Genomic DNA, 24,470 nt, shown 5'->3' with positions numbered 1-24,470 from the left:
CCGAAGGGGGGGCACAACCGCATTGCGGCCCGGCGTTCGCCGCATGTATGCTCCCAGTGCATCATCGCCGGCCGTTGGCACCATGATCATCGCCGAGCATCACGCGCACAGGGGCGCGCGCGAAATGGGGCGGCCGGCGCACATCGATCTCTGCATGTCGCACGACGGCCGCCGTTTCCGGCGGTGCACGGGGAACCTTATCCGTGTGTACGGGCTCTGCGCGAATAGGCTTGGCCCGGCATCGTGTCACACTTGATTCTTGACACCAGGACCAAGGGTTGGCGAAATGGATGTTAGCGCGACGCAAGCGGAACACCTCGATCGACTGTTGGCGGATCTGCTGCGAGCGCAGTTGCAAGGCCTCGATCTCTTCTTGGGGACAACGCTCGACGCCGCGGACGTCACGCAATGGAAGCAGATATGCAACGTTACGTCGGCGCAGTCGCGCTGGATCGATGAATCGCTGCGCCAACTCACGCTCGCAGGACACCTGAAGCGCCTGCCGCAGGGGTGGCGCGTCGAACGCGAATGGTCGACGGCCGATACTGATCGCGCGTGGGGCGCCTGGGCGACAGTTCGCGACGAACCGCTCGACGCGGGCAGCGCGGCGCAGTTCCAGCTTCTCGACGTCGCCCTGCGCGCCTTGCCCGATCTGCTGGCGCAGCGCCGGCGGCCCACGGAAGTACTGTTTTCCGGCGCTTCCACGGCACAGGTCTCGGGCATCTATGCGAGCCATCCGGTCGCCGACCATTTCCATCGCGTGCTGGCCGACAGCGTGGCCGCGTATGTCGGCGAAAGGCGCCGGCTTGATCCCGGCGTCTCGCTGCGCATCCTGGAAATCGGCGCCGGCACGGGCGGTACGACCGGGGCCGTGCTCGATGCGGTCGCGACGCATGTGGAAGCGATCGCTGAATACTGTTTCACGGACATCTCCGCGGCGTTCCTGATCGAGGCCAGGGACCGCTGGTCGGCGTCCCATCCCTTCGTCACCTACCGGATATTCGATGTCGAGAAGCCGCCGCGTGCGGCGGACATCGACGAGGGGCTGTTCGACGTCGTGATCGCGGCGAACGTGCTGCACGCCACGCGAAACGTGCGGCGCACGCTGCGGCATGCCAAAGCGGCTTTGCGGCGGAACGGATGGTTGTTCCTCAATGAGCTATGCCAGGGCAGCCTTTCGATGCACCTGACCTTCGGTCTGCTCGACGGCTGGTGGCTGTTCGAGGACGACGCGCTCCGCATTCCCGGTTCGCCGCTGCTGACGCCGTCGGCGTGGCAGCAGGCGCTGCGTGCCGAAGGATTTCGCCAAGTGCTGTTCCCCGCGGCGGACGCGCAGGCGCTAGGACCGCAGATCATTCTTGCGGAAAGCGATGGCGTACTTCGACGGGAGAAGCTTCCCCGGCGCGCGACGCCCTCCGTTGCCCTTGGAGCGGAACCGGCGAAGCGGCCCGTGCCGTCCGCACCGGGTCCGTCCGCAGCGCGAGTGGCCGCCGGCCATGCGCCAAGTGATGACGTGCTTCTCGACAGCCTTCGTGACGTGGTTCGCGAGTGCCTCGCTGAGGCCGTGAAGATCGAGGAGCGGCAGATCGAGGACCAGCGCGATTTTCCCGCCTATGGCGTCGATTCGATCATCGCCATCAGCCTTATCAACAAGATCGGCACACGCTTCGGTGTCACCTTGCCGGCTACGATCGTTTTCGATCACAGCAACGTAAATGAACTGGGCCGTTACCTCCTGAACGGCCATCGCGATGCGGTGCTGGCCTGGCATGGCGGCGCGGTCAGCGAGCCGCAGGCCGCTCCCGTCCCCGTCCCCGTCCCGCCCGCCTTGTCCCGGAACAGGCCATCGGAGACCCCGTTGCCCAGGAAGGCGCCGCCTCGCACAGTAGCGCCCGTCACGGCGACGCCGTCCGTGCCCCATGCGACGCCGGGGCATTACCTGCGCGCGCTGGTGAGCCGCCCGGGCACGGTCGACGACCTGCGCGTCGTCGAAGCGCTGATCGCTCCGTTGATGCCCGGCGAGGTGCGCGTGGCGACCCTGGCCCTTTCGCTCAATTTCGGGGACCTGCTCTGCGCAAGGGGCCTGTATCCGACGATGCCGCCGTTTCCGTTCACACCCGGCGTCGAAGCGTCCGGCGTCGTGGTCGAGGTGGCGAGCGACGTCCGCGACATACGCGTGGGCGACGAGGTAGTGGCCATGACCGGGCTCGCCTTTGGCGCGCACGCGACGATGCTGGTCTGCCATGCGTCCCAGGTCTGGCGCAAACCGCCGGGCCTGAGCCACGAGGAGGCATGCGCATTGCCGGCGGTCGCGATTACGATGATCGACGTCTTCCGGAGAGTGGGGCTTCGGCGCGGGGAGAGCGTGCTGATCCAGACGGCGACGGGCGGCACGGGCCTGGTCGCGGTGCAGCTCGCGCAGCACCTCGGTGCCGAAATCTACGCCACGGCAGGTTCGCAAGCGAAGCTGGATTACCTCGCAAGGCTTGGCGTGCCGCACGCGATCAACTACCTCGAACAGGATTTCGAGGCCGAGATCTCACGGCTCACCAGATCGCGTGGCGTCGACGTGGTCATCAACACGCTAGCCGGCGATGCCTTGCAGAAGGGGCTTCGCAGCCTGGCACCGGGCGGCCGCTACGTCGAGATCGCCATGACCGGCTTGAAGTCGGCCAAGTCGATCGACCTCTCCGTGCTGGACAGCAACCAAACTTTCCACAGCGTGGACCTGGGCCGCCTCGGATTGCATGACCCCGAGCGGTTGCGCGGCGACCTCGCCGACCTTGATCGCTGGGTCCGCGAGGGGGTGATCCGTGCCACGGTGAATGAGGTGTTCCCATTCGACCGGCTCGTCGACGCCTATCGCCGGCTGGAGCGACGCGAGAACATCGGCAAGGTGGTGATCGCAGTCGGTGAGGCGCATCGTTTCACGCTGCCTGGCGCACCGGCTCTGGCCGCCACGGCCGTCGACGGCGACACGATCGCCGTCATCGGCATGAGCGGCGCGTTTCCGCGGTCGAGCGATCTCGACGAACTCTGGGATCATCTGGCGAACGGGCGCGACTTGATCGAGGAGGTGTCGCGCTGGGACCTCGACCGCTACCTGCCGGCGGACGCCGACCCCGCGCAATTCTGCCGACATGGCGGATTCCTCCAGGACATCGATCGCTTCGATGCGCTGTTCTTCAACATCAACGCCGCCGAAGCCACCTACATGGATCCGCAGCAACGGCTGCTGATGACGCACGCATGGCAGGCGCTCGAGCATGCCGGCTACGTGGGGGAGGGCATGGATGGCTCACGCTGCGGTGTCTACGTGGGCTGTGCACAGGGCGATTACACGGGCCTCTTCGTCGACCGGCCGCCGCCGCAGTCGTTCTGGGGCAACGCCACGTCGGTTATTCCTGCGCGGATCGCCTACTACCTCAACCTGCAGGGGCCGGCGATCGCGGTGGACACCGCGTGCTCGAGTTCGCTCGTCGCGATCCATCTCGCCTGCCAGGGCCTGTGGCGGCGGGAAACGACGATGGCGCTCGCTGGCGGCGTCTTTGTGCAGTCCACCGCCGCATTTTATCTGCAGGCGCGCGGTGCCGGCATGCTTTCGCTCACGGGCGCGTGCCATGCGTTCGACAGCCGCGCGGATGGCTTCGTGCCGGGCGAAGGCGTGGGCGTGGTCGCCCTTAAGCGTCTGGACGATGCGCGGGCCGACGGCGACACCATCCATGGCGTCATCCTCGGCATCGGCATCAACCAGGACGGCAGCACGCAGGGCATCACGGCGCCGAGCATGGTGTCGCAGCAACGCCTCGAAAGGCAGGTGTACGACGACTTCCGTATCGATCCGGCGCGCATTCAGTACGTAGAGGCCCATGGCACCGGCACGCGCCTGGGGGATCCGATCGAGTTCCAGGCGCTCACCGAGGCCTTCCGCAAGGACACTGCAAAGCGGGGCTATTGCGCGATCGGCTCGATTAAGACCTCCATCGGCCACACCGCATCGGCGGCGGGCGTGGCCGGCGTGCTGAAGATCCTGCTGGCGTTGCGCCACCGCCAGCTTCCGCCTTCGTTGCATTTTCGCGAGGGCAACCCGCACATCGATTTCGAGAACAGCCCGTTCCATGTCAATACCGTGCTGCGCGAATGGGCGGTCGAACCGGACGAACGCCGCTGCGCAGCGGTCAGTTCGTTCGGCATCAGCGGCACGAACGCGCATGCGGTGATCGCCGAGGCGCCGTCGTCGACGCGTCGTCACGCGGAGCGCCCCGCCTACCTCATCGTTTTGTCGGCGCGGACGAGCGAACAGTTGCGCGCACAGGTGGAGCGCTTGCTGGCCTACTGCCGCGATGGCGAACATGCCGCCGATATCGGCGACATCAGCTTCACCCTGCTGATGGGGCGACGTCACCTTCGGCACCGCCTCGCCTGTGTCGCGGCCAGCCGCGAGGAGCTCGTCGGCTCGCTGTCGCGATGGCTGGAGAAAGGACGCAGCGCCCAGGTCGTGGTCGGTTCCATCCGTCCGAGCGAACTTCGCGAACAGGCGCCGATCCGCCGCCACGGCAACGAGTGCATCCGTGCGAGCAGGGATGGGCAGGGGCGGGAAAGCGTCGTGGAGCACCTGTCCACGGTGGCCGACCTTTTTCTCCAGGGTTACGCCCTCGATTACGCGGACCTTTTCGCCAGGGGCGGCTACGGCCGGGTGCCGTTGCCGACCTATGCCTTTTCCGACGACCGCTACTGGGTGCCGTCGGGTGGTCAGGCGATACCGCCGCCCGCGCAACGTTCGCTCCCCGCGATCGAATCCTCCGCGAGCTATAGCCTGCTCATGGCGCCCACGTGGCGGCCCAGGGCTGCGGGCGACGATGCCGTGGCGGCCGTGCATCGCGTGCTGATGCTGGGCGACGGTGCCGACGCAGGCATGCAACAGGCCTGCGAGACGGCCCTGCGGTCGCACGACGTACGTTGCGATCGCTGGGTCGGCGACATGACGGACGTGGCCGCCGCGTACGAAGAGGCCGCCTGGTATCTCCTGCGCTACCTCGATGCCGTTCGCGAGGAGCGTCCGTCCCGACCGGTGCTCGTGCAGGTGCTGGCAGGAAAGGACGCGGGCGGCTGGCTGGAAGGCCTCCTGCCACTGATGGCGACGGCGTGCCAGGAGATCCCGAATCTGCGTGTCCAATGGGTCGCGGTGGAGGAAGCCGTCGACGACGGCGAAGCGCTGGTCGCACGCCTTCTGCGGGATGCCGCCAGCGGCGATCTCCACGTGTGTCACCGGCACGGCGTGCGCGAGACAAGACAACTCGAGCCGGTCGAGGCGACGCGGGAGGCGATGCCGTGGAAGCCTGGTGGCGTCTACCTCGTGACCGGGGGCCTGGGGGGACTGGGCCAGCTGTTCGCATCGGAGATCTTTGCGCGCGCGCCCGGAGCGCGTGTCGTTCTCGCCGGCCGGTCCGCATTGGACGAAGCGCGTTCGGCCCTGCTTCGCGACTGGGCCTCCGAAGGCCATCAGGTGGACTATGTGGCGGCCGACGTGTCCCGTCGTGAAGACGTGGAACTCCTGCTCGGGCACATCATGGATCGCCACGGTGCCCTCGACGGCGTGATCCACGCCGCGGGTGTACTGCGCGATGGGTTCATCGCGACAAAGGGGCGCGACGATCTCGCCGCGGTGATGGCGGCGAAAGCGCACGGCCTCATGCACCTGGACGAGGTGCTCGGCGCGCGCGAGATGGACGCTTTCCTCGTGTTCTCGTCCACCTCGGCCGCGTTCGGCAACGCCGGGCAGGCCGACTACGCGGCCGCGAACGGATTCGTGGAATGCTTCGCGCGGTGGCGGCAGCGACGCGTGGATCGGGGCGAACGGCACGGCCGTACGTTATCCGTGGGGTGGCCGCTCTGGTCGGCAGGTGGCATGCGCATCTCCGCGGAGCAACGGCAACGCTTGCGCGAGGAGCAGGGGCTGGTACCGCTGGAAACGGCCGATGGCATGGCAGCCCTGTATCGCGCATGGGGGCAGGGCGAATCCTGTGTGACCGTGTTGCGCTTGTTGTCAGAGAGCGCGCTCCGCGTCGGCGAACCGCGTTCCGATGCCATCCTGTCCGACCTGGATCCGCATCGGATCGCCACGCAAACGCTGCGTGCGTTGACGGCGGTATTTTCCGAGGTGACACAGCAGCCCCCGGGGCAGATTGACGCCACCGAACCCCTGGAGAGCTACGGCGTCGACTCGCTGGTCATCACGCAGCTCAATGCGCGGCTCTCCGGCGTGTTCGGCAAGCTTTCCGCGACGCTCTTCTACGAATACGCGACGCTCGGCGACGTGGCGTCGTTCCTCGTGCGCGATCATTTCGACGCGTGCGCACGCTGGACCGGCGAATCGGCGCCGGTCGCTCCTGTTGTTGAAACCGGACATCAGGCAGCGGAGGCGCCACCGCCGATCGCGCAGGCGCCGTCCGCGTCGCCCGAGCCACGTACCGCGCCCGCCGAACGGGCGATCGCCGTCGTCGGCCTGAGCGGACGCTACGCGGGGGCGGCGGACCTGGACGCATTCTGGGACAACCTGGCCGCCGGCCGTGACAGCATCACCGAAATCCCCGCCGAGCGCTGGTCGCTGGAAGGGTTCCACGAACCGGACAGGGAGCGGGCGATCGCCACCGGCCGCAGCTACAGCAAATGGGGCGGCTTCCTCGACGGCTTCGCCGAGTTCGACGCGCGGTTCTTCAACATCTCCCCGCGCGAGGCGATGAACCTCGACCCGCAGGAGCGGATCTTCCTGCAGGCCTGCTGGGCGGCGATGGAACACGCCGGCTACACGCGCGAGCGCTTCGCCCGCGCCCACGGGCGCCGGGTCGGCGTGTTCGCCGGGATCACCCGGACGGGGTTCGAACTCCATGGCCCGGCGCTGTGGGAGCGCGGCGAACCGGTCATGCCGCATACCTCGTTCGGTTCGCTGGCCAACCGGGTGTCCTACGCGCTGAACCTGCAGGGTCCGAGCATGCCGGTCGACACGATGTGCTCCTCGTCGCTGACCGCGATCCACGAGGCCTGCGAGCACCTGCTGCGCGATGACTGCGAGATGGCCTTCGCCGGTGGGGTGAACCTGTACCTGCATCCGTCGAATTATCTGCTGATGTCGGGCCATCGCATGCTGTCCTCCAGCGGTCGCTGTCACAGCTTCGGCGCCGACGGCGACGGGTTCGTCCCGGGCGAGGGCGTGGGCGTGGCGCTGCTCAAGCCGCTGGCGCGGGCCGAGGCCGACGGCGACGTGATCCATGGGGTGATCCGCGCCACGGCGATCAACCACGACGGCAAGACCAACGGCTACACGGTGCCCAACCCACTGGCCCAGCGCGACCTGATCGCCACGGCGCTGGCCCGGGCCGGGGTGCCGGCGCGGGCGGTGAGCTACGTGGAGGCGCACGGCACCGGCACGCAACTGGGCGACCCGATCGAGATCACCGGTCTGACCCAGGCCTTCGCCACGGACGACCGGCAGTTCTGCGCGATCGGTTCGGCCAAGTCGAACATCGGCCACTGCGAGAGCGCGGCGGGGATCGCCGGGCTGACCAAGGTGCTGTTGCAGATGCGCCACGGACAGTGGGTGGCGAGCCTGCATGCGGCGACGACGAACCCGAACATCGACTTCGCAGCCACGCCGTTCCGGGTGCAGCGCACGCTGGCCGAGTGGCCGCGTCCGCGGCTGACGGTGGACGGGCAGGAGCGGACGTTCCCGCGGCTGGCGGGAATCTCCTCGTTCGGCGCCGGGGGCGCGAACGCGCACGTGATCGTGGAGGAATACGTGGCGGCGGAGGTCGCCCCGGTGACGGTGACGCCGTCGCGGCCGGCGGTGGTGGTGCTGTCGGCACGCACCGACCAGGCGCTGCGCGAGCGGGCGGCGCAGTTGCTGGCGGCGGGCGAGCGCGAGGGGTGGACGGACGCTGACCTGGCCGATGTGGCCTACACCCTGCAGGTCGGCCGCGAGGCGATGGAGCACCGGCTGGGCTTCACCGCCGCCTCGATGACCGCGCTGCGCGCGACGCTGGAACGCTTCCTGGCCGGCGAGGCCGAATCCACGGCGGACGGCGAGGCGCTGCACCGCGGCCACGTCAAACAGCATCGAGAGGCGCTCTCGCTATTCGCCGAGGAAAAGGATCTTGGCGACGTCGTCGCGACCTGGCTCGAACGCGGCCGCATCGACAAGGTGCTGGAGTGGTGGGCGAAGGGCCTGGCCGTCGACTGGACCCGGCTGCATGGCGATGTCTCGCCACGCATCCGTCCGTTGCCCACCTATCCGTTCGCACGGGAACGGCACTGGCTTCCCGCTGTGGTGCCCGCCGCGGCGACGAATGCGCCATCGGCGGTCGGCGTGCTGCATCCGTTGTTGCACGAAAACGTGTCGGACATGACGGGACTTCGCTTTCGGAGCATATTCTCGGGCGACGAGCCGTTCCTTTCCGATCATCGCGTGGGAACGTCGCGTGTATTGCCGGCCGTGGCCTATCTCGAGGGTGTCCGCGAGGCGATCCGGCGCACGGCGGGAGCCTCCACCGAGGACGCGTTTTCGTGTATTGCCATCCGTGACGTGACGTGGCTGCGGCCGCTCGTGGTCGACGAGCCGACGCAGGTCCATTACGAATTGGCTTGGAACGACCAGGGCGAAGCCAGCTTCGAAGTCTACGCGAGCGTGCGTGACGCCGCACCGGTATTGCATTCGCGCGGCATGGCGACCCTCGTCGAGGGCACGCGCGTGGAGCGGCTCGACCCGGAACAGTTGCGCGACGCGTGCGATCGTCGTGTGCCGGCCGACGCCTGCTATGCGATGTTCGGCGCCGCCGGCCTGGCCTACGGACCGACGTATCGCACGCTGGAATGGATCGGTACGGGCATCGACGCGGAGGAACCGTTCGTCGTGGCGGCGCTTTCCGTGCCCGACACGTGCGGTGACACGGCGTTCGAACTCGACCCTGGAGTCCTGGACGGCGCGCTGCAGGCGACGACCGGCTTCGCGCTGGACGCGACGGACGGACAGGGTGCGCAACTGCCGTTTGCGCTGGATGAGTTGATCGCCTACGGTCCCACACCCGAGCGGGGTTTCGTCCATGTCACCCGCTCCGGTCGAACGGGAGACACCGGCGCATCGCGGTTCGATCTGGCCGTCTGCGACGAGGGCGGCGTCGTGCGCGTGGTCCTGCGCGGTTTCATGGCGCGCCCGCTGGACGGCGCGCCGGGCGATACGGCGCTTACGGTTTCCCGCGACGGCGCGGACGATCAGCGTGCATGGTCGCTCGCGTCCCGCTGGAGTACGGTCGCCCCGCCATCGGCCGATACCTCGGCCGGCGTTCCCGAGGTGCCGGTGGTGATCATTGGTGGCACGGCCGCCGAACGGGCACGGCTTGCCGACCGCTATCCCGGCGCCCGTGCGCTGTCGCCAGGTCGCGACGACGACGTACCGGCGATCGCGAGCATGCTCGCCGATGCGGGTCCGTTCGGACACGTGGTCTGGATCGTGCCGTCTTCCGCTGCCGCATGGCGAGGAGACGAGCTGATCGATGCACAGCGGGACGGCGTGCTCCTGGGTTTCCGCCTGGTCAAGGCGCTGATCGCGCTGGGACGTGACGGTGGTGACCTTTCCCTGACCGTGCTGACCCGGCAGGCGCAGGCGGTCGAGCCCGGCGATGCGCTGCACCCGGCGCATGCGAGCGTGCACGGCTTCGTCGGGTCGCTGGCCAAGGAATATCCGGGTTGGTCGATCAGGCTGGTCGACCTGCAGGTGGGAGAGGCGTTACCCCTTGACGACATCCTTGCGCTGCCCGCCGACGCGCAGGGCGACGCGTGGGCCTACCGCAACGGGGAATGGTTTCGCCCCGGACTTCTGCGGGTCACGGCCATTGCGACGGACGAGCCGCTGTACCGAGACGGCGGCGTCTACGTCGTGATCGGCGGCGCGGGCGGACTGGGCGAGATATTCAGCGAACACGTAATCGAACGCCACGGTGCGCGGGTGGCATGGATAGGCCGGCGCGCGCTCGACGGCGACATCGAACGGCGTATGGACCGACTCGCGCTGGCGGGGCCTCGACCCGTGTACATCCAGGCCGACGCCACCGATCGGATGGCGCTCGAACGCGCACGTGACGATGTGCTCGAACGGTTCGGACGCATCGACGGCGTGGTGCACGCCGCGCTGGTATTGCGCGACCGAAGCCTTCTGGGCATGAACGAAGCCGACTTCATCGCCAGCCTCGCCGCGAAGGTCGACGTCAGCGTGCGCGTGGCGCAGGTGTTCGCAGATCTGCCGTTGGACTTCGTCGCGTTCTTCTCCTCGTTCCAGACCTTCAGCAAGTCCGCCGGCCAGAGCAACTACGCGGCGGGCTGCGCGTTCAAGGACGCGTTCGGGCAGGGGGCGGCGCCGATGTGGGCCTGTCCCGTGAAGGTGATGAACTGGGGATATTTCGGCGACATCGGCTCCGTGGCCACGCCGTTCCATCGTGAACGCATGGCGCAGATCGGCGTGGGATCGCTGCAACCGGCCGAAGCCATGGCCGCCCTCGACCGGCTGCTCGCCGGCAGCTTCGATCGCCTCGCCTTCGTCAAGACGACGGCGTGGGGCGTCCTCAACGCATCGATCGGCGACGAGCGAATGAGCGCCTTGCCGGTGCCCCGCGACCTGACGCGGTGGCGCGGCGGCACCGGCATCGAGCCGGTGCCGTCCGTGCATGCGGACGATACCCTGCCTTCGGCCTTGGACCGATCGTTGATCCGCCTGGTCGGCGCGCAGTTGCAATCCATGGGCCTGTTCACCATAGAGGCATCGCCTTGGTCGCCCGACGATGTCGCCGCGTGGAAACGGCGCGTCGGCCTGCCGGCGGTTTACGAGCGCTGGTTCGATCACACTGTGCGCCTTCTCGTGGCGCATGGCTGGCTGCGGGACGACGGCAGGGAAAGCCTGTCGGCGGGCGATCGCGACGACGTGGCGCCATGGGATGCGTGGGAGGCGGAAAAGCATGCGCAGGCTGACGGCGCCGGCGCGCACGGCAAGCTGCTGGAAGAGATGCTCCGCGCGCTGCCGTCGATACTCGCCGGCGACATGCGCGCCACCGACGTGCTATTCCCACGATCGTCAATGGACGCCGTCGAGGGGATGTACCAGTCCAATCCGCTGTCGGACCATTTCAACGGCGTGCTGGTCGCCCGCCTGACCGATACGATTGGCCGATGGATGAGGGAGGCGCCCGGCCGCCGCCTGCGCCTGCTCGAAATCGGGGCCGGCACCGGCGGTACAAGCGCGGGCGTGTTCGAGGCACTGCGACCCTGGGCCGGATCCGTCGACGAGTATGCCTATACCGATGTCTCGCGCGCGTTCCTCAAGCATGCCGAGCAACGGTACGGGTCCGACAATCCTTATCTTCGCTACCTGATCTTCGACGTGGAACGGCCACTCGCGCCGCAATCGGTGGAAGAAGGCGCGTACGACGTGGTGATCGCCACGAACGTGCTGCACGCCACTCGCGACATCCGCGAGACCCTGCGCAATGCGAAGGCGGCGCTTCGTGGTGGCGGCCTGATCCTCATCAACGAGATCAACTGCTTCAGCCTCGTCGCGCATCTCACGTTCGGGCTCACCGAGGGCTGGTGGCGTTTCACGGACACCGCGCTGCGTCTGCCGGGCTCGCCCGCGCTGCGCGCCGACGCCTGGGCAAGGGTGCTCGAAGCGGAGGGCTTCCAGGCGATCCGTTTTCCGGAGGAGGCGCAACAGGCGCTCGGACAGCAGGTCATCGAGGCCCATAGCGACGGCATCGTTCGCCAGCGCGACGAGCGGCATGCGACCGACGACGTGCCGAAGCCGGTCACGCCCGTGCGCCTGCCGCGATCGGCTCCCGCCGCGCTCGCGCCGACGGGCTCGATCGACGAGGACCGCATCAAGGGCGTTATCGCCGCGATCATCGCCGATGCCCTGATGGTTTCCGTGGAACAGGTGCAGTTCGACGAATCGTTTGCCGACTACGGTCTGGATTCGATACTCGGCGTGCAGGCGGTGCAGGTGATCGGCCAACGGCTCGGCATCCAACTGGCGAGCACGAGCCTGTTCGATTACGCCACGGTGAACCGGCTGTCCGCGCACATCGTCTCCGAGCACGGCGTCGCGCTTGCGGCCCAGCCTGGAAGCTCGACGGTCACCGGATCGCCCGCATCCGCGCCAGCGCCGTCGCGCCCGGCCGCCGCGTCGGTGTTCCGCGCACCCACCCGGCAGACGGCGCTGCGGCCCGGCGCGGAAAGTACGCCGACGACTGCCGTCGCCGCGCCCGGCGGCGCCATCGCCGTGATCGGCATGAGCGCGCGATATCCGCAGTCTGCGGACGTGGACGCGCTATGGGATCACCTCGCCCGCGGTGACGATCTGCTCGGCACGGCGGTAGGCATGCGGCGCGGCAGGGTGGATGGCATCGACCTTTTCGACGCACTGTTCTTCAACATCTCCGGTATCGAAGCCACCTACATGGATCCGCAGCAGCGGCTCTTTCTCGAAGAGGCCTGGAAGGCCCTGGAGGACGCCGGCTACGTGGGGGCGGCGATCGAGGGGAGCACCTGCGGCGTTTACCTGGGCGGCACCGGCGGCGACTACAGTTCGCTGTTCGGCGGCTACGCCCCGCCGCAGGCCTTCTGGGGCAACACCGCCTCGGTGACGCCGGCACGCATCTCGTATTTCCTCAACCTGCATGGCCCGGCCGTGGCGATCGACACCGCCTGCTCGAGTTCGCTGGTGGCCATGCACATGGGTTGCCAGGCACTGCGTACGGGCGAGGTCGACATCGCCCTGAGCGGTGGCGTGTTCATTCAGACCGGCGAGCGTTTCCAGATGTCGGCGGGCCACGCGGGCATGCTCTCGCCGACCGGCCGCTGTCATACCTTCGACGACCGGGCCGACGGTTTCGTGTCGAGCGAAGGCGTCGCCGTGCTGGTGATGAAACGGCTTGAGGACGCGCTGCGCGACCGCGACCACATCCACGGCGTGGTTCGCGGCAGCGGCATCAACCAGGACGGTGCGACGAACGGGATCACCGCGCCGAGCGCGCTCGCGCAGGAGCAGCTCGAGCGCCAGGTGTACGACGCCTTCGGCGTCGACCCGGCACGCATCACCATGGTCGAGGCTCACGGGACGGGCACGAAGCTCGGCGATCCCATCGAATTCCAGGCTCTCACTCGCGCCTTCCGCCACTACACGGACCAGCGCCGCTACTGCGCCATCGGTTCGATCAAGACCAACCTCGGGCATGCCGCCGCGGCGGCGGGCGTGGCGGGCGTGGTGAAGGTACTGCTGTCGCTGAAGCACCGGGCCATCCCGGCGTCGCTGCATTTCGAATCCGGCAACAGCCACATCGATTTCGAAGACAGCCCGTTCTACGTGAACACCTCATATCGCGAGTGGACCGTTCCCGCCGGGCAACCCCGGCTGGCCACGGTGAGTTCGTTCGGATTCAGCGGCACCAATGCGCACCTGGTGTTCGAGGAGGCGCCCGCGCGCGCGCCGACGGTCGTTCGCCGGCCGGCTTTCCTCGTCGTGCTCTCCGCGCGTACCGCGGAGCAGCTCCGCGCGCAGGCGGTGCGCCTGCGTTCGCACCTGTCTGCGCATGACGACATGCACCTGGGCGACGTGAGCTTCACGCTATTGATGGGACGCAAGCATCTTGCGCATCGCCTGGCCTGCGTCGCGACCGATCGCGAACGATTGCTCAGCCTCCTCGACCGCTGGCTCGCGGGAACGGCCGGCGACGAGGTGCACGTGGGCGAACTGACCGAACAGAGTGTGCGCGAGAGTGCGGCGTTGCGCAGTCATGGGGACGCGTGCGTCGCCGCGTTCGCAGGCGGCCAGGCCGGCGATCACCTCGAAAAACTCGCCGTCGTCGCCGATCTCTACACGCAGGGCTACGCGCTCGATTACGGCTCGCTGTTCGTGCCCGGGGAACAGGGGCGGGTGCCCCTGCCGACGTACCCGTTTGCGCGGCAGCGCTACTGGGTGCAGCCCCCGCCTCCGGCGGAAGGATCGCCCCCCTCCGGTACCCGCCCGGCTTCCACTGGCGACGCGTCGATCGCGTCCGCCTCGCCGCGAGCCGACGACCCGGTGGGCACGCTCATGCTCATCCCGCGATGGGAGCCGTTGCCGGCGGCTTCCGGGGACGAAGCGTCGACGGTGTCAGGCGACGGATGGATCATCGTGGACGACGACGCCGGTCGTCACGATTCGCTGCGCCTTCGGTATCCCGGCGCCCGCATTCTCGGTGGCATGGACGTGGGCGATGCTTCGCTCGCTTCGCGGCTGGATGCGCTGGGGCCATTCGACCGGCTCGTCTGGCTATTGCCGGAGACGCCGGGCGAGGTGTCGCCCGCGTCGCTGATCGAGGCGCAGAACGGCGGCATCCTGCGCGGCCTCGCCTTGATCCGGGCACTGCTCGACCTCGGATATGGTGACCGCACACTCGACCTCACCGCGATAACGCGGCAATGCCAGGCGGTAAGCGATGGCGACATCGTGGATGCTACCCATGCGGGGGTCTGGGGCCTTGTCGGCAGCGCGGCGAAGGAATACCCACAGTGGCGGGTGCGCCTCGTCGATGTGAAGGACGAGGCCACGCGGCTGGCCGCCGTCGGCGCGCACGTGGCGCTACCCGCCGATCCCGACGGCAATGGCGTGGCCTGGCGAGACGGCACCTGGTTCCGCGAGGTCTGCCCGCCGTGCGAGTTGCCGCCGCCCGCGGCTCCCGTGTATCGCCGCAGAGGGATCTACGTGATCGTCGGTGGAGCCGGCGGCATCGGTGAGGCGCTCACGGAACGGCTGATACGTGAACACGACGCCCGCGTGGTCTGGCTGGGCCGCCGCGCAGCCGACGAGGCGATCGAGGCGAGCCGCGCACGGTTGGCGACATGGGGCGAGCCGCCGACCTATCTGTCGGCGGATGCGCGCGACGTCGACGCCCTCCGCGCGGCGCGCGATGCGATCCTCTCGCGCCATGGCGCGATCGACGGCGTGGTGCACGCCACGCTGGTGATGAGCGGAAGCGATCTGGCGGGAATGACGCGAGAGCGTTTCGTCGCCGTCACGTCGGCGAAGATCGACACGGCCGTGCTGACCGCCCATGTCTTCGCCGGTCACGTGCGCGACTTCCTCGTTTTCTTCTCGTCGATCCAGACGCTCGAGAAGACGCGCCGGCAGTCCAATTACGCCGCGGCGAGCACGTTCGTCGATGCCTACGCGCATCAGTTGCGCGACGGTATGGGCTGTGCGGTGAAGGTCATCGACTGGGGCTATTGGGGAAACACCGGCATCGCGCGCGAGCTGTCCAGCTTCCAGCACTGGCTCGCCGAGGCGGGAATGGGCTCGATCGATCCCGCAGAGGGGTTCGACGCATTGGAGCGCCTTCTCGGCAGCGATGCGACCCGGGTGGCCTACTTGAAGACGCATCGTGCGGGGGCGTTGCAGGGGGTGACACTGGTCGCCGACGGCGTACCGCGTTCCGCCACCGCCATGCCGGCGCAGCCACGGATCGTCGATGCATCCGCCGCGAAGACGGGCACGCCGTGGTTGCGCGAACACGTGCGCCAGGTGGTGCTGGAGACGCTTTCCGGATTGCTGCTGATCGAGCTGTCGGATATCCAGCCCCATGCGTCCTTCGCGGAGTACGGCCTGGATTCGTTGCAGGCCCTCGCCACGGTGGACGCCATCAATGCCGCGCTCGGCACGCGTCTTACCAGCACGAGCATGTTCGATTTCAATTCGGTCAACCGGCTGGTCGCGCACATCGTCGACGCGCACGCGCCGGCACTAGCCGGGGTGACGGTCGATGCCGCCCCGGTTGACACGATGACGTCCGCCAACATGCCGGTGGATGCGCCGTCGCGTGGCGACGACGCGCCGGCACCTGTACAGGCACCGACAACGCCGCCCGCGCTACCCGCCGCGCTCGCTCCGATCGCGATCGTCGGCCTGAGCGGGCGCTACCCGCGCTCGCCCGACGTGGCGACCCTGTGGACCCACCTGGCCGCCGGCGAGGACCTCACCGAGCCGGTCACCCGCTGGGACATGCCGGCGATCCTGGGCGACACCCCGTACTGCCCGCGCGGCGGCTTCCTCGACGGCATCGAATGTTTCGATGCGCAGTTCTTCAGTATCTCCGGTACGGAAGCCAACCACATGGACCCGCAGCAGCGGCTGTTCCTGGAGGAGGCCTGGAAGGCGCTGGAGGAGGCCGGCCACGTCGGCGCCTCGATCGCCGGCCAGCGCTGCGGCGTCTACGCCGGCTACAACGGCGGCGACTACCACCTGGTGCCCGCTTCCATGGAAGGCGCGCCACCCCAGGCGATTTGGGGCACAGCCACCTCGCTGGTCTCCGCGCGCATCGCCTACCACCTGGACCTGCAGGGCCCGGCGATCACCGTCGACACCGCCTGTTCCAGCTCGCTGGTGGCCATGCACCTGGCCTGCCAGGCGTTGCGCGCCGGCGAGATCGACCTGGCCCTGGCCGGCGGCGTCTTCGTCCAGTGCACGCCGTCGTTGTACCTGGGCGGCGAACGCGCCGGCATGCTCTCGGCCAGCGGCCGCTGCTACACCTTCGACGACCGCGCCGACGGCTTCGTGCCCGGCGAGGGCGTGGGCGTGGTAGTGCTCAAGCGCCTGGACGACGCCCTCGCCGACGGCGACCACCTGCATGGGGTGATCCGCGGCAGCGGCATCAACCAGGATGGCGCGACCAACGGCATCACCGCGCCCAGCGCGGTCTCCCAGGAGCGCCTGGAGCGCGAGGTCTACGATCGCTTCGGCATCGACGCCGACGGCATCCAGCTGGTCGAGGCGCACGGCACCGGCACCAAGCTCGGCGACCCGGTGGAGGTGCATGCGCTGACCCGCGCCTTCCGTCGCGATACTGCACGCGAGAGCTATTGCGCGATCGGTTCGATCAAGTCGAACCTGGGGCACACGACCGCTGCGGCGGGTGTGGCGAGCGTGCTCAAGGTGCTGCTGTGCCTGCGCCACGCACAGATCGCCCCGTCGCTGCACTACGAACATCGAAACCGGCATATCGACCTGGCCGGCAGTCCCTTTCAGGTAGCGACGCGCCTTCGTCCCTGGCACGTCGCCCCCGGGCAGACCCGCCGCGCGGCGGTCAGCTCGTTCGGGCTCAGCGGCACCAACGCGCACATGGTGATCGAGGAAGCCCCCGCGCATGCCCGCACCACCGCTCCGCGCCCCGGCTACCTGTGGGCGCTCTCCGCACGCAGCGAGGCGCAACTCCGCCAGCAGGTCGGACGCCTGCTCGCCCATCTCGATGCCGAACCCGCCATCGACTGCGGTAACGTCGCCTATACGTTGTTGTTGGGACGCCGACATTTCGCATGCCGACTTACCTGCGTCGCCCGTCATCGCGACGAGTTCGTCCAGCGCTTGCGCACGTGGCTGGAGCACGGTCGCGCGCCGCAGGTACGGACGTCGTCCTGCGCGCCGCTCGAGGACGGCGGCCAGGCCGCGTTGAAGGGATACGGCAACCAGTGCCTGCGCGAGCTCGGCGAATCCCTGGCGGCGAACGACTATCTCGACCGCCTGGCCGCGATCGCCGAACTGTTTGGCCACGGCTATGAGCTGGATTACGCGAGCGGATTCGCCTCCCAGCCCCATGCACGCGTGTCGCTGCCGACGTACCCGTTTGCGCCGACGCCGTACTGGGTGGAAGCGCCGGGCGCGGCGCCATCGGACGGGGACGCCGACGAGGCGCCGGAAGCGCTGAGCTTCCAGGAACGCTGGGAGCCGGCGGCGGCACCGCCGGCCGCGGCGACGCCGCGACGGCTGCTGGTGATCGGGGCGGACGCGGCGGTCGCCAGGGCGGCGGCCGCGGCGCTGGGTGCGGCGCGGGCGGACGCGCGGATCGAGTCGGTGGGCGGCGATGCCGTGGCCGAGGCGATCGGGTCCGAGGCGGGATGGGAGGGCATCGTCTACGCCGGGGTCTGGACGGGGGTGGCCGATGCGGCGCAGGGGACGGCGATGTACGCGGCGGTGCAGGCGTTGGCGGCCGGCGGTGTCGCGCCGGGTCACCTGGTGCTGTGCGCGGCCTATGCGGACGGTCCCTCGCGGGCGCACGCGGAGTCGTGGATCGGGCTGGAACGGTCGCTGGGCGTGCTCGTGCCCGGCTGGACGGTGACGGTGCTGGTCGGTGAGGGCGTGGCGTCGGAGCCGGGGTCCGACTGGGCGGCACGGGTGTGGACCGAACTGGACGGCGCGGTCGGCGGGGCGGTGCATCGCGCCGGCGCGGTGCGCGAGCGTTTGCGGGTGGTGGCCCATGCGCTGGCGTCCCCGGTACCGACGTTGCGTCAGGGCGGGGTGTACTGGATCACCGGCGGCGCGGGCGGACTGGGCCTGCACGTGGCGCGTTACCTGCGTGAGCGCTACGCGGCGAAGGTGGTGCTCAGCGGCCGGCGCGGGCTGGCGGAGGCGACGCGGTCGGCGCTGGTGGCGGCGCTGGGCGAGACCGACTGGCTCTACGTGGCCGCGGACGTGACCGACGCGGCGGCGATGGGCGCCGGGGTGGCCGAGGCGGTGGCGCGGTGGGGGGCGATCGAGGGGGTGGTGCACGCGGCGGGGGTGCTCGATCCGGCGCCGTTGACGGCGAAGTCGGCATCGGCGCTGTCCGGGGCGCTGGCCCCGAAGGTGCGCGGCAGCGAGGTGCTGGACGCGGTGATGGCGGCGCAGCCGCTGGCGTTCGTGTGCTACTTCAGTTCCAGCGCGGCGGTGCTGGGGGATTTTGGCGGTGGCGATTACGCGATGGGCAACCGCTTCCAGATGGCCTGGGCGCAGCAGGTGGCGGGCCCGGGGACGGCGCGGCGGGTGGCGATCAACTGGCCGTTGTGGGCCGAGGGCGGGATGCAGGCGGGGTCGGCCGAGCACACGCGGTTGTACCTGCGCAGCAGCGGCCAGGTGGCGTTGCCGGTGGCGGCGGGGCTGGCGTTCTTCGAGCAGGCGCTGGGCCAGCCATCGGGGGCGTACCTGCTGATGCACGGCCAGCGGGCGCGGATCGAGGCGATCCTGCGCGGGCGCGGGGCCGGCCGCAGGGCCGCGGCTCCGCCGACGGGGAGTGCGGCGTCGGCCCGGCGGCCGGAGCTGCGCGGGCTGACGGTGGAAGGGTGCCTGCACTGGGAGCTCAAGCAGCAGGTCAGCGAGTTGCTGAAGCTGCCGCGCGAGCAGATCCGGGTGCAGGACAACCTGGCCGATTTCGGTTTCGATTCGATCAGCCTGGCGCAATGGGCAAGGCAACTCTCGTCGCACTACGGGGTGACGCTGACGCCGGCGCTGTTCTTCAGCCACGCCACGCTGGAACAGGTGGGCGGTTATCTGTGGCGCGAGCATCGCGCGGCGGTGGAAGCACGCTACGCGGCCGTCGAGGGGGAGGCGGAGGTGGCCGTACCGGCGGAGGTCGCCCCCGCGGCCACGGGGGCGACCTCCCCGGCGACTGCGTCGGCCCCGCCGCCGGCGTCCGCGCTGGCCGAGGTGGCGCCGGCGGCGATCGCGATCGTGGGCCTGAGCGGGCGCTTCCCGCAGGCGCGCGACGTGGCGGCGATGTGGCGGGTGCTGGCCGAGGGCCGCGAGGTGGTGGAAGAGATCGCGCTGGAGCGCTTCGACTGGCGGGAAGGGTTCGCCCAGGGGCTGCTAGCGAGTAAGTGGCTGGGGGCGATGCCGGGGGTGGAGGAGTTCGACCCGGCGTTCTTCGAGATTTCCCCGCGCGAGGCGCAGGGCATGGACCCACGCCAGCGGTTGCTGCTGCAGGAGGCGTGGAATGCGCTGGAGGACGCCGGCCACGGTCCGCTGCAACTGGGCGCGCGGTCGGTGGGGACGTTCGTGGGAGTGGAGCAGGGCGAGTACCAGTCGCTGGTCGGCGCGCAGGGCACGCTGACCGGCACGCACGACGCGATCCTGGCGGCGCGGCTGGCCTACGTGCTGAACCTGCAGGGCCCGTCGATGGCGCTGAACACTTCGTGCTCGTCGGGTCTGGTGGCGTTGCACCAGGCGTGCCTGAGCCTGCGCGCGGGGGAATGCGACACGGCGATCGCGGCGGCGGCAAGCCTGTCGCTGACCGCGCAGGCCTACGTGGGGATGAGCCAGGCGGGGATGCTCTCGCCGGACGGGCGCTGCTACGCGTTCGACCAGCGGGCCAACGGGATGGTGCCGGGGGAAGCGGTGGTGGCGGTGGTGCTGCGGCGGTTGGAGCGGGCGCAGGCCGAGGGCGACCCGGTGTACGCGGTGATCCGGGCCAGCGGGACCAACTACGACGGCAAGACCAACGGAATCACCGCGCCCAACGGGGCGCGGCAGGCGCAGCTGATCGCGCAGGTGTACCGGCAGGCCGGGGTGGCGGCGGCGGACATCGACTACGTGGTGACCCACGGCACCGGCACGCGGCTGGGCGACCCGGTGGAGATCGAAGCGCTGCGCACGGTGTTCGTCGGGCGGCCGGCGGACCGGGCGCCCTGCGCGCTGACCTCGACCAAGGGCAACTTCGGGCACAGCTTCGCCGCGTCGGGACTGGTGAGTCTGGTGGGCGCGGTGATGGCGCTGCGCCATGAGCAGATCCCGGCCAGCGTGAACGGCGAGCAGCCCAGCGACTACGTGGCCTGGCAGGACAGCGGGCTGGCGGTGAACACGGCGCCGCGGCCATGGCCGGCGGTGCCGGGACGGCCGCGGCGGGTCGGGGTGAGCGCGTTCGGGATGAGTGGCACCAACGCGCACGTGCTGCTGGAGGACGCCCTGCTGGCCGATCCGCCGGTGCGGGCGCGGCGCAGCGTGCCGCTGCTGCTGTCCGCGCGCAGCGCCGCGGCGCTGCGGCGGCGTTGCACGGCGCTGCGGGACACGCTGGCTGCGGGCGACTGGACCGCGGCGGCGCTGACCGCGATGAGCCACACGCTGGCCTGCGGCCGGCATCACTTCGAGCACCGCTGCGCGGTGGTGGTGGACGACCACGAGCACGCCCTGGATCGGCTGGACCGCCTGGCCGGCGGCGAGCGGCTGGCGGACGTGTTCCGGGGCGAGGCGCCGCGCGAGTTCGTCGGCCAGCCGGCCCAGCAACGCCACGCCCAGGCACTGTTCGACCGCCTCGATGCGCCCCTGCCGGCCGCCGACGAGCGCGAGATCCTGCACGCCCTGGCCGACCTGCATTGCCAGGGCTACACGCTGCCCTGGTCGCGCCTGTTCGGCTCGCCCGCCCCGCGTCGCATCCCCTTGCCGGGTTATCCCTTCGAGCGCGAGCGGCACTGGGTCGGCATGGCGCATGACGATGCCGCGCGACAGGTGCCTTGCGCACCCGATCCCAGGGAATGCGTTCTCGGCAAACGGTGGGAGCCGGCCCCCCTGGTGTCCGGACCGTCGACCGCTCCCGATCCACGCCGCGTGCTGGTGGTTGCCGGGGCGGACACCGTGAGACTCGCCGAAGCGCTCTCGGCGCGCTGGCAGGACTCGCGCATCGTACGGTTGGACGAACCCGCAGGGCATGCCGATCTCGACTGGGCGGCGTATGACGGCTGGATCGACGTCGCCGGCAGGGGGGACGCTTCGCCCGAAGCGGACCTCGCGCCACTCCAGGCCTGGTTGCGCGCACGCGCTTCCAAAGGCGGGCGGGCACTCTGCGTCACGGCGAACGTGGAGGGCCGCGCCGCGCTGTATAGGTTGTTGCAGGGCGAATATGCACGTATCCAGGTGCGCCACGTGCGGATGGACACGTCCGACCCGGGCGCATGGCTGGAACCCTGCCTGAGCGAATTCGCCGACTCCGGCGAGGATGGCGAAGTGCGGTACGTCCACGGCGAGCGCCATCGCGGCCGACTGGTCGAGATGCCTTCCACGTCGCCGGCCACGGCGACGATCGCATGGCCCGAGGACGGCGTGCTGTGGATCACGGGTGGAACCCGTGGCCTCGGGTACGCCTGCGCGCGCCACTTCGTCGCCGACCACGGCGTAAGGCGCGTCGTGCTGACCGGTCGCCAGGCACTTCCGGACCGTTCGACCTGGGATGCGCATGCCGATGCGCCGGGATCGGTGGGTGACAAGGTGCGCGCCGTGCGGATGCTCGAGTCGTTTGGCGCGCAGGTGCGCGTGTCGGCCGTCGACCTTTGTGACGGCGACGCCCTGGCCAGGGAAATGTGGAGCGTGCGCGAAGGCATGGGACCGATCCACGGCGTGCTGCATTGCGCGGGAGCGACCGACCCGGGCACACCCGCGTTCATGCGCAAGCCGCCGGAAGCCGTGCGGGCGGTGCTGGCACCGAAAATCGGCGGCCTTGATGCGTTGCTGGCATGCCTGCGCGCGACGCCGCCGGCGTTCTGCGTGCTGTTTTCCTCGATCAGCGCGCTCGCCCCGGCGCTGGCGGCCGGGCAGTTGGATTACGCGATGGCGAATGCGTACATGGACGCGGTGGCGGAGGATGGTCAGGTGGCAGGGGTGCCGTTGCTGAGCGTGCAGTGGGGCAGTTGGAAGGAAAGCGGCATGGGCGAAGTACGCAGCCGCGCATACGGCGAGCTGGGGCTGCTCAGTCACGACGATGCGCAGGGGCTGGCGATGCTCGATCGCCTGATCGCGGCGGACGTGCGTGGCGTCGTCGCGCCGTTGCGGGTGGACGGCCACCGTTTCGATGCCGATGCGCTGCCGCGCCCGATGTCCAGGCCGGCGCCGTCGTCGCGTGTCGTGGCGCCGCAGCCGCTTCGCGCTTCCCGAGGCGACGATCGCCAGGCCCTCCACCAATGGCTCCGCGGCTTGTTCGCGGAAGCCTTGCAGATGGAGGTCGACGCCATCGACACAAGCGTACCGCTGACCGATTACGGCGTGGATTCGGTGTTGCTGATGCAGGCGATGGCGACGATAGGCCGTCGGGTGGGCGCAACGCTGGATCCGTCGCTGCTGTTCGAGCACACGACGATCGAGGCGTTCGCGGGGTGGCTGGTGGCGCATCACGGGGCGGCGCTGTCGGCGACGCCGGTAGAGGTGCCAGTCGAGGTGCCGGCCGTGGCTTCGGCCGAGGTATCGGCCGTGGCCTCGGTCGAGCCGTCGGCCGATCGGTCGGCGCTGCTGGCGGTGGTGGGGATGGCGTGCCGATTCGCCGGTGCGGAGGATCTGGACGGTTACTGGCGGTTGCTGCGGGAGGGTCGCAGCGCGATCGCGCCGGTGCCGAGCTCGCGCTGGTCGCAGGCGCGGGAGGACGATTGGGCGGGGCTGCTGGGGGACGTGGAGCATTTCGACCCGGGGTATTTCCACCTGTTGCCGGCGGATGCGCGGGCGATGGACCGGCAGGGGCTGATGGTGCTGGAGGAGAGCGTGAAGGCGTGGCACCACGCCGGCTACGAGGCGGCGCAGTTGAAGGGCACGGCGACGGGGGTGTACCTGGGCGCGCGGGGGCAGGTGCAGGCGGACGCGGCGCGGTTGGCGGAGGCGCCGAACCCGATCCTGGCGACGGGGCAGAACTACCTGGCGTCGAACGTGTCGCGGTTTTTCGACCTGCGCGGTCCGAGCCTGGTGGTGGATACGGCGTGCTCGTCGGCGCTGGTGGCGTTGCAGATGGCGTCGCAGGCGTTGCACGCAGGCGAGATCACGGCGGCGCTGGTGGGCGGGGTAAGCCTGCTGGGCGGGCCGGAGGCGCTGCGGATGTTCGAGCGGCGGGGGATTCTGCAGCGCGGCCATTTCCACCTGTTCGACCGCCGCGCGCAGGGGGCGATCCTGGGCGAAGGAGTGGGGATGGTGGTGGTGAAGACGCAGGCGCAGGCGCGGGCGGACGGTGACCGGATCTACGGGCTGATCCGCGCGGTGGCGGTGAACAACGACGGCCGCACGGCGGGTCCGACGGCGCCGAACGTGCAGGCGCAGAAGGCGGTGATGCGCCGCGCGCTGGAGCGCGCGGGCCTGTCGGCGGGGCAGGTGAGCCACGTGGAGGTGAACGGCTCGGGATCGGAGGTGACGGACCTGCTGGAGCTGCGGGCGATCGAGTCGGTGTACCGTCCGAAGGGCGAGGGGTGGTGTGAGTTGGGATCGATGAAGCCGAACATCGGGCACCCGTTGTGCGCGGAGGGGATAGCGAGCCTGATCAAGGTGGTGCTGATGTTGCATCACGGCGAACGGGTGCCGTTCCTGTCGGCGCAGGAGGCGATGGAGCACTACGACTTCGCCCAATCGCCGTTCCGCTTCACGCGTCAGGTGCGGGCGTGGGACGACGCACCTCGGGTGGCGGCGATCAACGCGTTCGCCGACGGCGGTACGAACGCGCACGTGCTGGTGGAGGCCGCGCCGGCCGACGACACCGCGCGCATACCGCTGGATCCGCCGGTGTTCCGCAGGATCGACCTGGCGGATGGCGATGCGCGAACACCGGCGGCGGAGGCGACGGATCCGGAGGAAGCCGCGGCAGACGTAGTGGAAGGAGCATGGGAATGACGGACCGCACAACGCAACGACGGGT

At 69.6% G+C, this 24,470-nt stretch carries 1 protein-coding gene; it reads left to right on the top strand.

All coding sequences use genetic code 11. The features are described from left to right. The first annotated feature begins 328 nt into the window (after positions 1 to 328). A complete protein-coding gene (locus AC1PMG_RS10660) occupies positions 329 to 24,445 on the top strand; it encodes an SDR family NAD(P)-dependent oxidoreductase (RefSeq protein ID WP_481108868.1) in 24,117 nt (8,038 codons plus the stop codon). The last annotated feature ends 25 nt before the right edge of the window (positions 24,446 to 24,470 follow it).

The sequence above is a fragment of the Xanthomonas sp. NCPPB 2250 genome (assembly GCF_056725265.1).
Note: the sequence above shows the minus strand (reverse complement) of the source record. Positions and strands in the feature narration are given on the sequence as shown.